Raw genomic sequence first — 13824 nt, forward strand, 5'->3', positions numbered from 1 at the left:
CGCTGTGGATCGTCCGAATAAGTTATGGTTCTTACTGGTCTAGTCCGGACTAGACCACAGCCGGGAAATGTGTGTCAATGTATGGGCCGGCGACGGATCGGTAACGGACAAATCTCGCCAAGCAAGGGATGATCAACGATGACGACCAGAATGCGCGGTGAGATCGCCGAGCAGCCGGCGGCGATCCAGGCGACGCTGGACGCCCTCCTCCCGAGGACCGGCGACGTCGAGGCGGTCGCACGCGGCACCCGCCACCTGCTGTTCGTCGCCCGCGGGACCTCGGACAACGCGGCGGTCTACGGCCGCTACCTGATCGAAGCCCGGGCGGGCCGGATGGCCGCGATGGGTGCTCCCTCGGTCGCCACCACCTACCGCCGCAGGCTCGACCTCGACGGCGTGCTGGCCGTGGGCCTGTCGCAGTCCGGCCGTACGGAGGAGATCGTCGAGACCCTCCAGTGGGCGAAGGACTGCGGCGCGAAGACCGTCGCGATCACCAACGGCGGCGAGGAGTCGCCGCTGGCCCAGGCCGCCGACCTCGCGCTGTGCACGCTCGCCGGCGAGGAGAAGGCCGTCCCGGCCACGAAGACCTACACGACGCAGCTCGCCGCGCTCGCCGTGCTCGCGATCGGCCTCGGCGCCGACGTCGACCCCGACGACCTGCGCGCAGTGCCGGACGCGGTGGAGAAGCTGATCTCCGACCCCGGTGACCTGGACGCCGTGGTCGAGGGCCTCGCCGACAAGCCCGGGGTCGTCGTCTCCGGCCGCGGCCTGGCGTTCTCGACCGCGCTGGAGCTGGCGCTCAAGCTCAAGGAGGCGTGCTACCTGCACGCCATGGGCCTGTCGTACGCCGACCTGCTGCACGGCCCGATCGCGGTCGTGGACGCCGAGACTCCGGCGATCCTGGTGGCGGCGGGGCAGGGCCCGACCCTGGCGGGCACGGTCGCGCTGGCCGAGCGGGTCACCGGCGCGGGCGCCGCCGCCTTCGGCGTCGGGGGCGGCGAACGGCTCGCCGCCGCCTCGACCGCCGCACTGAACGGTCCGGACCTGCCCGAGTGGGTGGCGCCGCTGGGACTCATCGTCCCCGGGCAGTTGCTCACCGAAGCGCTCGCGCGCAGGCTCGGTATCGACCCCGATTCCCCCCGCGGTTTGAAGAAGGTCACCCAGACCGACTGAACGACCGGGACCGACCGAACGACAGACCGGCCGAACAACAGGAGGACCCCCCATGGCTGCAGACGCCGAGGCGATCATCGCCGGGCTCGGTGGCGCCGACAACATCATCGAGGTGGAGCCGTGCATCACCCGGCTGCGCACCGAGGTGCACGACGCCTCCAAGGTGAACCAGGCCGCGCTCAAGGCGGCCGGCGCCCACGGAGTGATGGCGGCGGGCAACGTCGTCCAGGTTGTGGTGGGCCCCGAGGCCGACACCATCGCCAGCGACATCGAGGACATCATCGGCTGACCGGGAGGTCACGGCAGGTCCGCCGGTATCCGGCGGACCTATCGGTGACGCCTGCCCGGTCCCAAGGAAGGGCGCTTCATTGACGACTGTTCTCACCCCGGTCGCGGGGGTGGCCATCGGCCTGGCCGCCGTGCCGGACCCGGTGTTCTCCCAGGCGATGGTCGGCCCGGGAACCGCGATCGACCCCCTCCGGCGGCCCGTCGAGGCTCTGGCCCCGATCAGCGGCACGATCGTGAAGCTGCACCCGCACGCGTACGTCGTGGTGGGGGACGACGGCAGGGGCGTGCTCGTGCATCTCGGCATCGATACGGTGCAGCTCAAGGGGGAGGGGTTTCGCCTGCTCGTGGCCGAGGGGGACCGCGTCGCCGCCGGGCGGCCCGTCGTGGCCTGGGACCCCGCGGCGGTCGAGGCAGGGGGGCGCTCGCCGGTCTGCCCGGTGGTGGCGCTCGATGCGGCGGCCGGCTCGATCGGGGGCGTCGCCGAGGGCGTGGTGAACGCCGGTGACGACCTGTTCGAGTGGTCGTGATGGAGGCGGCGCTTTTCGATCTCGACGGCACCCTGATCAATACGGAGATCCGCAGCCTGGCCCTGTGGCGGATGCTCCTGGACAACCACGGCATCTCCTACGACGAGACGCTGCTGCGGCGCTTCATGGGACGCCGCGGCGTCGACGTCATCCCCGAGGTGCTGCCCGGTGTGGATCCGGAGGCGCTGATAGAGGAGATCCGCTCCTACTACGACCACCCGGACCTGCCGGACATCGTGCCTGTTCCGGGGGCGGCAGAGCTGGTGTCCCGGGTCGCGGAGCAGGGGGCTCCGCTGGCGCTGGTCACCTCGGCCCAGCGATGGTGGGCGCTGGAGCGGCTCACCGACATCGGCGTCGTGGAGGTGGTACGGACCATCGTCTCCGCCGAGGACGTGACCGTGGGCAAACCCGATCCGTCCGGCTATCTCATAGCGGCCGACCTGCTCGCGGTGGACCCGGCCAAGTGCGTGGTGTTCGAGGACTCGCTCGCCGGGATAGCGGCGGCGCGGGCCGCGGGTATGACCTGCGTTGCGGTGGCCACCACCCATCATGCGGATGAACTGTCGCACGCGGACCTGGTAATCCCCGATATGTCGGGTATTGACTGGCCTTTGACGGAACTATCGGCGGTCTAGACCACCGCCGCAGGAGGAGGAAACGTGGCCGAACGCACAGTCAGCGTCGAGTCGGAGGTCGGGCTGCACGCCCGTCCGGCGGCGGCGTTCGTGCAGACCGCGGCGAAGGCGTCCTTCGACGTCACCATCGCGAAGGCGGGCGGCGCGCCCGTGAGCGCGAAGAGCATCCTGTCGGTTCTGGCGCTCGACGTACGGCAGGGGGAGTCGATCGTCATCAGCGCGGAGGGTGAGGGCGCCGAAGAGCTGCTCGACGAGCTCGCCCAGATCGCCTCGGCCTCCTGACGCCGGTGGACGGACAGCAGAAGACGGGGACGACGGCGGGGGACGAGAACGGCGCGCGGGCGCTGGCCGGTACGGGGGTCAGCCCCGGAGCCGGGTACGGCCCGGCCCATGTGCTCGCGGGTGAGATCCCCGAGCCCGACAAGGAGGCGCGCCACGACGGCGACGCCGCCGCCGAGCGGGCCCGCGCCGAGCGGGCGGTCGAGGAGGTGGCCGCCGACCTGGAGGCGCGGGGCGCCAGGGCGGGCGGCGAGGCCCAGGACGTGCTCGGCGCGCAGGCGCTGATGGCCCGCGACCCGAGCCTGGCCGTGGAGGTCGGCGAGCTCATCGATCGGGGTGTGGCGGCCCCGCGCGCCGTCTTCGACGCGTTCGGCAAGTATCGGGACCTGCTCGCGGCGGCCGGTGGTTATCTGGCCGAGCGCGTGACCGACCTCGACGACATCCGCGACCGGGTGATCGCCGTGCTCACCGGCATGCCCATGCCCGGGGTGCCGACCGGTGCCGCCGAGCCGTTCGTGCTCGTCGCCAAGGACCTCGCCCCGGCCGACACCGCGCTGTTGTCGAAGGACGTGGTCGCCGCGTTCGTCACCGAGCAGGGCGGGCCCACCAGCCACACGGCGATCCTCGCCCGGTCGATGGGCGTGCCCGCCGTCGTGGGCTGCGCCGGCGCCACCGCGATCGCCCCCGGCGCTCCCGTGCTGGTCGACGGCGCGTCCGGGCAGGTGCTGGTCGCGCCGGACCCGGCCCGTGTCGCCGAGGCGCGCGCCGCCGACGAGGCGCGGCACGCGGCGCTGTCGGCGGCCACCGGCCCCGGCGCGACCGCCGACGGCCATCCCGTGCCCCTGCTCGCCAACGTCGGGGGCCCCCGCGACCTGGACGGCGCGCTCGCCAACGGCGCCGAGGGCGTCGGTCTCTACCGCACCGAGTTCCTCTTCCTCGACCGCGAGACCGCGCCGTCGGGGCGCGAGCAGGAGGAGGCCTATCGGGCGGTGTTCGAGGCGTTCCCGGGGGGCCGGGTGGTGGTGCGCACGCTCGACTCCGGCGCCGACAAGCCGCTGGCGTTCCTGCCGCCCCCGGAGGAGGAGCCGAACCCGGCGCTCGGCGAACGCGGCCTGCGCATGTTCCGCCGCTATCCGGAGATCATGACCGCCCAGCTGGGCGCCCTGGCCCGGGCCGCGGCGGGCGTGTCGGCCAAGGTCCAGGTCATGGCGCCGATGGTGGCCACCGTGGAGGAGGCCGAGTGGTTCGCCGAGGCCTGCCGTACGGCGGGGCTGGGCGAGGCGGGTGTCATGATCGAGGTGCCGTCGGCGGCGCTGCGGGCGGCGGACCTCATCCGGGCGGTCGACTTCTTCTCGATCGGGACCAACGACCTCACGCAGTACGCGCTCGCGGCCGACCGCCAGGTCAGCGCCGTCGCCGGGCTGCAGGACCCGTGGCATCCGGCCGTGCTCGACCTGATCGCGATGGCGGCCTCGGCCGCCTCCGAGTCGGGCAAGGGCTGCGGGGTCTGCGGTGAGGCCGCGGCCGATCCGGTGCTCGCCTGCGTGCTCGTCGGCTTGGGAGTCACCTCGCTGTCCATGGGCGCCCCCGCGCTGCCCTGGGTGCGGGCCTGCCTGGCGCGGCACACGCTCGCGCAGTGCCGCGCCGCCGCCGCCGCGGCGCGCTCGGCCGCTTCGGCGCCCGCGGCCAAGGCCGCCGCCCGCGCGGAGCTGCCGGGCCTGGAGGCACTCGCGCTCTGACAGCCCACAGCAGGGCCGTGACCGGGTTCCTGGCCCGGTCACGGCCGGGCACGGCTACGGTAAAGAACGTGCCACGAATCAGACACGGTGTCGTCATGCTCGCCCTCCTCGTGACCGGTTGCTCGGCCTCTTCGCCGGTCGCCGTGTCACCGGCGGCGTCGCAGACACCGGCGTCGTCCGTGTCCACGTCGTCCACGTCGTCACCGTCGTCCGTGCCTCTGTCGTCCCCCTCGCCGGCGGTCCGCCCCTCGGGCGGCCAGGCCGAGCGGACGCTCGCGGCGATGAGCCTGCGGGACAAGGTCGCCCAGCTCTTCACCATCGTGGTGTGGGGCCCGAAGGCCGAGGCGGGGAGCAGGGAGAACGAGGCGAGGTACGGCGTGGCGACGCCGGCGGAGGTGGTGGAGAAGTTCCGCCCCGGCGGAGTGATCCTGTTCGACTGGGCGGGCAACGTCTCCGGCGCGAGCCAGGTGGCCGCGCTCACGACCGGCCTGCGTGAGGCGGCGGCCAGGTCCGGCGAGGCACCGCTCATGATCGGCGTGGACCAGGAGAACGGCCTCGTCTCCCGGCTCAAGCCGCTCATCACCAAGCTCCCCGGCGCGTCGGAGATCGGCGCGACCGGCAGGACGGCGAACGCGCGCGACGTCGCCAGGGCGACCGGGGAAGAGCTGCGCGACCTCGGCATCTCGCTCGACTTCGCGCCGGTCGCCGACGTGAACATCAACCCCCACAACCCCGTGATCGGCCCACGCGCGTACGGCTCCGACCCGGGGAAGGTGGCCGCGATGGTCGGGGCGGCCGTCGACGGCTTCCACGCGGCCGGCGTGGCCTCCGTCGCCAAGCACTTCCCCGGCCACGGGGACACCTCGGTCGACAGTCATACCGGCCTGCCGGTCATCACGCACTCGAAGACGCAGTGGCGGAAGCTGGACGCGCCGCCGTTCCGCGCGGCGATCGAGCACGGCGTCGACGCGATCATGTCGGCCCACGTGGTGATGCCGAAGCTCGACCCCTCGGGGGACCCCGCGACACTGTCCCCCCGCATCCTCACCGGCCTGCTCCGCGAGGAGCTCGGCTTCGACGGTGTGATCAGCACCGACGCGCTCGACATGGCGGGGGTGCGCGAGAAGTACGGCGACGCCGAGGTCGCCGTGCGGGCCGTGCTCGCCGGGGCCGACATGCTGCTCATGCCGCCGAACCTGCGCAAGGCGTACGACGCCGTCCTCGACGCGGTGAAGTCGGGACGGATCACCGAACGCAGGATCGACGAGTCGGTGCTGCGGATCCTGCGGCTGAAGGAGAAACGCGGCGTCTTCGGGCCGATCCGCACCGACCCCGGCGCGCTGAAGTCCGCCGCGCACCTCAAGGTCGCGGAACGCGTCCACGCCGCCGCCGGATGAGCGGGCCGGCGGGCCGCACGACCTAGTATTTGAGGCACGTCGGCTGGGAGGCGCGGTGCTCAAGGGTGTGCTGATCGACTGGGGCGGGGTTCTGACGACGAGCCTGGCCGAGTCCATCGCGGAGTGGATCGAGGCGGACCGCATCGACCCACGGCACTACCGGGAGGTGATGCGCGCCCTGGTCGCGCAGGCGTACCGGGAGGACGCCGAGCCGGGCGCGGAGAACCCGATCCACGCGCTGGAGCGGGGTGAGATCCCCGTTCACGAGTTCGAGCGCGCCCTGGCGGCCCGGCTGGTGACCCTCGACGGCGGGCCGCCGGAGGCGAACGGCCTGCTGGCCCGGATGTTCGCCGGGTTCCGGCCGGTCGAGGAGATGAACGAGATGCTGCGCCTGGCCCGCGCGGCCGGTTTCGGCACCTGCCTGGTGTCCAACTCGTGGGGCGACCACTACGCGCGCGAGGGCTGGGAGGCCGTCTTCGACGCGGTCGTCATCTCCGGCGAGGTCGGCATGCGCAAGCCCGAGGAGCGCATCTTCCGCCACGCGCTCGGCCTGCTGGGGCTGGAGCCGGGGCAGTGCGTGTTCGTCGACGACATCGAGGCGAACATCCTGGCGGCCCGCACGATCGGCCTGGTCGGCCTCCACCACAGCGATCCCGCGGCGACCATCGACGAGCTGGAGCGCCTGTTCGGCCTGCCTCTCCGCGAGCCCGGCGCCGCCGCCCGTCTGTAGCCGCAACCATCAAGAGACCGAGTCGAGGAACGCATGCGCGTGTATCTGCCGTCCACGATCCCCGCGCTGGCGCGCGTCGTCGCCGCCGGGGAGCTGGCACCGGCCCCGTTGACCGGCTTCGCCGTCACTCCCGCGTTGATCGAGTGGTACGTCTCGGGTGACACCGAGGAACTGGAGTACGTCGCGCTGACCGAGGCCGCGCGGGCCTCGCTGCGCATGCTGGCGGCCGACCGCAAGGACGGCGTCGAGGCGGCCGCGCGGCGCGTGGTGATCGCGGCCGAGGTGCCGGACGAGACCGTCAAGGCCGGCGCCGATCTGGAGGAGCGCGCCCGCGTGCGGGTGCTGGAGCCGATCCCGATGCGGCTGGTCGCCGCGGTCCACGTGGACGACGCGGATGCCGTACCCGACGTGGAGGCCGCGATCGCGGCGCTGCCCGCGGCCGACGCCGGAGACGACGACGCGCAGTTCGTCGTGGACGGCACGGAGGACCACGAACTGCTGTGGTACGCCACGCAGGAGATCCCGGATCTGCTCACCTGACCAGCAGCGTTCATGGTTTCGTCACAGTCGGCGTCTAAGCTGGATGCGAGATGACACACATAGTTTGGGACTGGAACGGAACGCTCTTCCACGACATCGACGCCGTCGTCGGCGCGACCAACGAGCTCTTCCTGCCGTACGGCCTGGGGCCGTACGACGTGGAGGGCTTCCGCGAGGTGTACACCCGCCCCATCTGGGTGGCGTACGAGCGGATGCTCGGGCGGTCGCTCAGGGAGGGCGAATGGGAGCTGCTCGACACGGGCTTCCACGATCACTACCACCGGCTCATGGAGGCCTGCAGCCTCGCCGAGGGGGCGCTGTCGAGCCTGCGCGCCTGGGAGGAGTCGGGCCGCACGCAGTCGCTGCTGTCCATGTGGGGCCACGAACGGCTGGTACGCAAGACCGGCGAGTTCGGCATCGACGGCCACTTCACCAGGATCGACGGGTCGCGCTCGGCGACCGGCGGCCACAAGGCCGAGCACATGGTCGAGCACCTGCGCGCGCTCGGCCTCGACTCGGCGAAGGTCGTCGTCATCGGTGACAGTGTGGACGACGCCCACGCGGCGCAGCACGTCGGCGCCCGCGCCATCCTCTACACCGGCGGCATGACCAGGCGGGCCGAACTGGAGGGCGTCGGGGTCCCGGTGGTGGACTCGCTGGCCGACGCCCTCGACCTCGTCTGACGCGTCAGCGGGCCTGGCGTTCCTCCTCCGCGCGCTCCATCTCCAGGAGCCAGCGGGGCCTGGCCCTGCGCGGCGGCCAGTAGAGCCGCTTGACCGCCACACCGCCGAAGACGAACGACGCGAACAGGAACAGGCCCATGAGCGCGTCCCAGGTCTCCTGGCCGGAGACCCGGGTGTAGGCGAGCATCACGGCCCACATCGCGAGCATGACGGCCCCGGGGAGCTGCGCGAACGGCAGGTTGCGCAGCTCCTTGGGGTTGTCGGTGTCGAGGTAGCGCGCCGCCCAGGTGCCGCCGGGCCCGCTGCGGACGAACCTGACGTGGTTGACGAAGCCGAGGATCGCGAGCAGGGCGGCGGCGAGCACCGCCCAGACCGGCGCGTGCGGGTAGCCCGCGACCTCGGCGGGGGCATCGGCCAGACCGGCCAGGGCGCCCGTCATGCTAACCAAAGAGACTGTGCCATCCCTTCTTGATACCCGATCCGACCGACTTGACGGTGTTGATCACCGGCTTGCGCGCGTGGTTGTACGCGGCGATCGCGGTGTCGCCGACGACGCCGCCGACCATACCGCCGACGTAGGCGCCGGCGGCGCCGCAGACGGCGGCGAGCACGACGCCCGGGCTGCACGCGGCCGCGCCGATCGTGGCGCCGGCGTAGGCGCCGCCCGCCACGGCCACGCCGCGGATGGCCGCCCGCGCGAACTTCTCGCCACCGTTGAGGCCGGAGCCTGAGTCGCTCTTCCACTGGGTGATCCCACCGTCGATGGCGGTGGCCGCGACGCCTGCCTAGCCGACGAACTTGCCCGCCTTGGCGATCCGGCCGCCCCACTTGATGCCGCGCGCCTCGATTCGGGTGGCCTTGGAGTCGTACCACTTGCTGAGCCCCTGCCACAGCCACTTGGTCAGCCAGTTGCCCTCGGGGTAGCTGACCGACTTGAGCTTGTAGAGGCCGGCCATGACGCGGCGGGTCTCCTTGAAGTTCTCGGCCCAGGTTTTGAGCATGGTCTCGGGGCCGCCCAGTCCGTACGCCAGCCAGCCCAGGGCGGTGAACTTAGCCGGGTTGACGCTGGACCAGGTGTTGGATTTGACGGTGGAGCCGAAGCTCGGGCCGGAGCGGTGCGGGGCGCCGCCGCCTCCGCCGGTGTAGCCGCCGCCACCGCCGTGGTTTCCGCCCCCGCCGCCGTGGCTCCCGCCGCCGCCGTGATTGAGCGCGGCCAGCAGGGCCCGCATGATCGCCAGCAGGATCGCCAGCCAGCTGCCCCAGAACTTGCCGTCGGGGTCGGTGAACGTGATGGGGTTGTTGCCGGCGTAGGCGTAGCCGTTCATCTGCTGCGGGTCGTGCGGGTCGGTGATCGGGTCGACGCTGATGAACCTGCCGGTGGCGGGATCGTACTCGCGCGCCCCGAGGTGGGTGAGACCGGTCGACTCGTCCACGGTGCCGCCGACGAAGCCCTTCTCGCTCGGCCAGGAGCCCGGGGGCGATCCCCGCAACTGGCCGAAGGGCTTGAACCGCCGCTGCGTCAGCGACTGGTTCGCCGCGTCGATCGCCAGCTCCGCCGTGCCGTTCTGGTCGGCGGCCAGGAACTTCACGCCCGAGGTGGTGCGCACCGCGACCGTCACGGTGTCGTGGGTGTAGTACCTCGTCGACTGTACCTTCGCCGTGGCGTTGTCGAGGCGCAGCTCCATCCCCGGCAGGTAGAGCGTGGTGCCGCCGGGGTCACGGCGGACCAGCCGGTTGCCGTCGGCGTCGTACACATAGGAGGTGACCTTCGTGCCCTCGGTCACCTTGGCCAGGTGGCCCTCGACGTCCCACTCCAGGGTCTGGTCCGTGGCGCCGATCGTGCGGCCGGTGGTGTTGCCGGTCTCGTCGTAGGCGTAGGACTCGGTGCGGGCGCCCGCGCCTGTCTGGGTCACTCCCGACAGGGCGTGCGGATGCGACGAGCCCGGGGCCGGGTAGTCGTAGGCCCGGGTCGTGTCGGCCGCGCCGCCGACGCCGTGCTCGACCTCCTCCGTCCGGTTGCCGGTCACGTCGTAGCCGAACGACTGCCAGTAGGGCGCGACGCCGCCGACGACGCTCGCGCTCGGCGCGCCCGCGCACGTCTGGGTGCCCTGCGTCCAGGCCTCGGTCAGGCGGCGCAGGTAGTCGTACGTGAAGCATTGGGTGTCGGTGCCGGCGCGGGACACGTCGGAGATCGAGACGATGTTCCCCACGGCGTCGTAGGTGTAGGTGGCGTCGCGGTCCACGCCCGCCACGCCCTCGCGGTCCACCCGCGACGACCGCAGGCGCTGGGTGCCGTACTCGTAGGAGTAGGTGAACCACGTCTTCTTGCCGCCGGTCGACAGCTCGTACTGCTCGGGCTTGCCGGTGAGGCTGTGGACGGAGGCGGTGACGTACGGCGACAGGCCCGACATGGTGGTGGGCCGGCGCAGGTCGTCATAGGAGTAGACGACGGTCTCGGCCGGCAGGCCGCCCGCGTCGGGGTAGGTGGCCGACTGGACGGTGCCGTCCAGCTTGTAGCGCGTGTCGAACACGTAGCTGCCCGCGAGTGCGCCCTCCGCGGACGGGATCATCACGGTCGTGCGGATGGCCCGGTAAAGGTTGTCGTAGGCGTTGAACGTGGTCGTGTACTCCTGACCGTTCACATACCTGGTGGCGCTGGAGGCCTGTCCCTTGCGCACGGTGTCGTAGGCCCACGACGCCAGCAGCGGGCCGGTCGCCGAGCCCTCGCGGGTCTCGGTCTTGCGGCCCATCGAGTCGTAGACGTTGAAAATCGTCTTGCCGCGTGCGTCGGTGGTGGTCAGCACGTGGTCGAGGTCGTCGTAGGTCGTCTTCGTCGTTCCCTTGTCGGGGTCGCGGACCTCGATCTCCCGCCCGCGCAGGTCGTGAAGTGCGTCCAGACGTTGCCCGCCGGGTCCTTGACGGTGGAGAGCTTGCTGGCGGGCGTGTAGGTGTAGGTCGTCTTGTCGTAGTCGCCGGTGGGGGAGTCGCCCCTGTACTGACGCAGCTCGACGATCTGGTCGCGCGCGTCGGTCAGCGTGGTCACCGGCGTGTCGCCGGTGGGCGGGTCGACGGTGACCCTGCCGCCTCCGTAGCTGGTGACCGTGCGCCACTTCTCCTTGGTCTCGCCGTTGCCGACGAGGAACCGCTCGAGCGTCACCCGGTTGCGGCCGTCGTAGTCGAACACCTTCTGCGACTCGACGTCGCCCTCGTACGCGCCGAACAACGTCGTCGAGGGGGCCTTGGTCGAGTAGTACTGGCCGTACTCGCGGGCCACGTTGCCCCGGGAGTCGTAGAACTTGTCACTGACCAGGCGGCCGCCGTCCGGCCCGAGGTCCTGGGTCTGGCGCAGCCGCAGCCGCCCGTCGTACAGCTCGTACGTCGGCGGGGTCTGGCCGCCCTCGGCGTCCAGCTTCTTCGTGCCGATGGCGACGATCTCGCCGTCCACGATGCGGTAGCTGAACTCCAGGTTCGGCGTCTGGCCCGCCGATTTCGACCGGTCGGGCATCCACACCTTCATGAGGCGGCCGAGCGCGTCGTACTCCAGGTCGGTGCGCTTGCCGTTGGCGTCGATCTTGACGGTCTCGAACCCGAATGCCGGGTCCTTCTCCTGGCTGGTGACGTGGGCGGTCGAGGCGTCGCCGGGCACCACCGGCGGGCCGGTGACCTTCACGCCCGTGTTCAGCCCTCCGGTGTCGGTGTAAGCCGTCGTCGTGACGTACCCGGCCGCGTTCTTGGTGGTCAGCTCGCGGCCGTAGGAGTCGTACGTCGAGACCTCCTTGGCGACGTACGTCGCGGTAGTGCCGTCGTGCGCGGCGATCGTCTCGACGCGGGTGATGTCGCCCCTGGTGGGCGCGGCCCCGAAGGCCCCGTTGTCGTAGAAGCTGCGGTCGTCCGCGATGACGTGCTTGGATCGGTCGGGGGTGGCCGAGCACGCCACGGCGACGGTCTCCACCCTGGACGGATATTTCAGCATCCACGCCTTGGTGTTCTGGGCGTAGATGGTGCGGGTGCACCGGTCGTCGGCGGTCGTGGACAGGTCGCCCTTGTCGTCCACCTGGGTGGTGAGGCCGGCGACGGGCTCGTACTTCGTCTCGGTCTCGGTCTCGCGCCAGCCGCCGCCGTCCATCGCCGTCCACGTGTGCGACTTCGCGACGTTGACGATGTTCGCGGTGACCGTGCCCCAGCTCCGGGTGCGCTTGGCCGTCTCCTGATACCAGGGCGTGTTGACGGTCTTGACCGCGATCGCGCCGTCCACGCCCTCGTATTCGGTCCGCTTGAGCTCGAAGCCCTGCAGCGGGTCCTCGTCCACCACGCTGCCGCCCTCGCCGTCGGAGACGGTGATTTTCCTCGTCCCGCCGCTCGGCGCGAGCCGGTCGCCGTTCATGCCGCGCAGGTAGCGCGTCTCGACCTGGGAGCGCAGGTCGTTCCAGCCGCCGGTCCTCACCCGTACGCGGCCGTAGCCGCGCCACTGCGACCAGGTCTTGTACTTCTCCTTGGTCATGCCGTCGTCGTCGTCATAGTGCCAGGCGGCGCCGTCGAGGTACTCGTACGTCGTCAGCGCGTCGGGGGACCCGCCGGTGCGGTCGGTCTGCACGATCTGTGTGACGACGTACTTGTGGAACCAGTCGGTGATCGGGTCGTCGTATCCGGCGGGCGTCCACTTCACCGGAAAGCAGCGCCGGGCGTTGGTCTCCGGCGTGGGCAGCGAGTCGAGCGTGCAGTCGGCGTCGGAGTAGTTGATGTCGATCTGCCCGCCGGACTCGTCGTAGACGGCCCCGAGGCGGTACTTGATGAACGGCGCGATGTCGTCGCCCCGCCTGTCCAATCGGTTGGGCAGTTGCACGTGGTTGAACGTCACCGAGGGCAGCGCCACCGGGCTGCCGGTCGCGCGGCCGCTGTGCGTGATCGACTTGACCAGCAGGGCCTGGTCGATGTCCGCGTCGCCCCACAGGTGGTCGATCGTCCAGTTGTCGACGTCGCGGTAGGTGCCGTCGGCCTTGATCACCTGCGTGGTGACGCCGGTGAGCCGCTTGCGCGACCAGAACGTGGGCGCGAGCGTGCCGTGGGTCGCCTTGCACTCGGTGCCCGAGGCGCAGTTCAGGTCGTACGGGACGTCCGGCCACTTCGTGGGGTTCGAGCCGATCTTGCTCGGGTCGCAGTCGAAGGAGTCGGTCTTCAGGCACCGCTCGGAGACGCCGAACATCACGCGCGCCGGGGCCTCGGCGGTGAAGAGGGTGTCGGAGCGCTGGCCGTACTCGATGCGGTCGAGCCAGCCGCCGCGCACGTACGGCGTCTCGTCCTCGGGCTTGAGGTCGCGGCCGTAGTGGTTGCCCTCCTGCTGGTAGTAGTACGAGATCGCGTTGCCGCGCGGGTCCACGACGTAGTCGAGGTTCCACTGGTAGGCCTGCTGGCACCACGAGGAGGCGAAGGTGGAGGCGTGGCACGGCTCGTCCGCGTCGTCGCCGAAGACGGGATGCGTCCAGGCCGACTTAGTCTCGGGCTTGCCGCTGCTCCATCCGGGCAGCCGGTTGAGCCCGAAGAAGAACTGCACGCCGTCGGGCGTGGTGAGCTTCCAGTACTCGCCGTCGTCGTCCCCGTTGGCCTTGGCCGTGTCCTTCAGGCGTTCGACGCGGGTGCCGTCGTCGGTCTTCAGCCGCCAGGTGCCGTCGGAGGCCTGGATCAGCTCGCCGCCGCGCCCGTTCCAGCTGATCACGGCATTGTCGTACGCCCAGCACTGGCGCGGTGGCCGAGCGCCGGGGCAGATTTCGGCCGGTCTCTCGCTTACGGGGTGGTTGCGGATACAGCGGGCGGCCCGCGTGGGCCGTACGCTGGG

General features: G+C 71.3%; 14 protein-coding genes. 10 read left to right on the forward strand and 4 right to left on the reverse strand.

The window, feature by feature from the left end; translation table 11 throughout:
- Positions 1 to 138 precede the first annotated feature (138 nt).
- From ACQPZZ_RS07955 to ACQPZZ_RS08000, 10 genes are all read left to right on the forward strand, one after another.
- Positions 139 to 1173, forward strand: coding sequence for an SIS domain-containing protein (locus ACQPZZ_RS07955; protein WP_432930310.1), 1035 nt, complete (start codon positions 139 to 141; stop codon positions 1171 to 1173).
- A gap of 52 nt (positions 1174 to 1225) precedes the next feature.
- Positions 1226 to 1462 (forward strand): glucose PTS transporter subunit EIIB, encoded by a 237-nt coding sequence (locus ACQPZZ_RS07960; RefSeq protein ID WP_036329147.1) that lies wholly within the window; start codon positions 1226 to 1228, stop codon positions 1460 to 1462.
- 79 nt (positions 1463 to 1541) lie between these two features.
- The gene (locus tag ACQPZZ_RS07965) at positions 1542 to 1988 is read left to right on the forward strand and encodes a PTS sugar transporter subunit IIA (protein WP_432930313.1); all 447 of its coding nucleotides are present in this window, start codon (positions 1542 to 1544) and stop codon (positions 1986 to 1988) included.
- Positions 1988 to 2623: an HAD family hydrolase gene (locus ACQPZZ_RS07970; RefSeq protein ID WP_432930315.1), complete on the forward strand. Its 636-nt coding sequence runs from the start codon at positions 1988 to 1990 to the stop codon at positions 2621 to 2623. Before ACQPZZ_RS07965 ends, ACQPZZ_RS07970 begins: the two co-directional genes overlap by 1 nt.
- A 24-nt stretch (positions 2624 to 2647) precedes the next feature.
- Positions 2648 to 2905: an HPr family phosphocarrier protein gene (locus ACQPZZ_RS07975; RefSeq protein WP_363646017.1), complete on the forward strand. Its 258-nt coding sequence runs from the start codon at positions 2648 to 2650 to the stop codon at positions 2903 to 2905.
- Positions 2906 to 2910: 5 nt separating this feature from the next.
- Entirely contained in the window at positions 2911 to 4641 is a 1731-nt protein-coding gene (gene ptsP / locus ACQPZZ_RS07980) for a phosphoenolpyruvate--protein phosphotransferase (protein ID WP_432930317.1), read from the forward strand.
- A gap of 68 nt (positions 4642 to 4709) precedes the next feature.
- The gene (locus ACQPZZ_RS07985) at positions 4710 to 6038 is read left to right on the forward strand and encodes a glycoside hydrolase family 3 protein (RefSeq protein ID WP_432930319.1); all 1329 of its coding nucleotides are present in this window, start codon (positions 4710 to 4712) and stop codon (positions 6036 to 6038) included.
- A 55-nt stretch (positions 6039 to 6093) separates the two neighbouring features.
- Complete coding sequence (locus tag ACQPZZ_RS07990) at positions 6094 to 6768, forward strand: HAD family hydrolase (protein WP_432930321.1); 675 nt, start codon at positions 6094 to 6096, stop codon at positions 6766 to 6768.
- Between the two features lie 33 nt (positions 6769 to 6801).
- Positions 6802 to 7308: a DUF6912 family protein gene (locus ACQPZZ_RS07995; protein ID WP_432930323.1), complete on the forward strand. Its 507-nt coding sequence runs from the start codon at positions 6802 to 6804 to the stop codon at positions 7306 to 7308.
- Positions 7309 to 7358: 50 nt separating this feature from the next.
- Positions 7359 to 7991, forward strand: coding sequence for an HAD family hydrolase (locus tag ACQPZZ_RS08000; RefSeq protein WP_363646012.1), 633 nt, complete (start codon positions 7359 to 7361; stop codon positions 7989 to 7991).
- Between the two features lie 4 nt (positions 7992 to 7995).
- On the opposite strand, the gene ACQPZZ_RS08005 is transcribed toward ACQPZZ_RS08000, so the two are convergent.
- The 4 genes from ACQPZZ_RS08005 to ACQPZZ_RS08020 form a co-directional block, all read right to left on the reverse strand.
- Positions 7996 to 8430, reverse strand: coding sequence for a hypothetical protein (locus ACQPZZ_RS08005; protein WP_432930326.1), 435 nt, complete (start codon positions 8428 to 8430; stop codon positions 7996 to 7998).
- Position 8431: 1 nt separating this feature from the next.
- Complete coding sequence (locus ACQPZZ_RS08010; protein WP_432930328.1) at positions 8432 to 8668, reverse strand: hypothetical protein; 237 nt, start codon at positions 8666 to 8668, stop codon at positions 8432 to 8434.
- 108 nt (positions 8669 to 8776) lie between these two features.
- Entirely contained in the window at positions 8777 to 10795 is a 2019-nt protein-coding gene (locus ACQPZZ_RS08015; RefSeq protein ID WP_432930330.1) for an RHS repeat domain-containing protein, read from the reverse strand.
- The gene (locus ACQPZZ_RS08020; RefSeq protein WP_432930332.1) at positions 10789 to 13704 is read right to left on the reverse strand and encodes a hypothetical protein; all 2916 of its coding nucleotides are present in this window, start codon (positions 13702 to 13704) and stop codon (positions 10789 to 10791) included. The genes ACQPZZ_RS08015 and ACQPZZ_RS08020 overlap by 7 nt, the downstream gene beginning before the upstream one ends.
- Positions 13705 to 13824 lie beyond the last annotated feature (120 nt).

It is taken from the genome of Microbispora sp. CA-135349 (assembly GCF_050947365.1).
In the GTDB taxonomy this organism is placed as follows: Bacteria; Actinomycetota; Actinomycetes; order Streptosporangiales; family Streptosporangiaceae; genus Microbispora.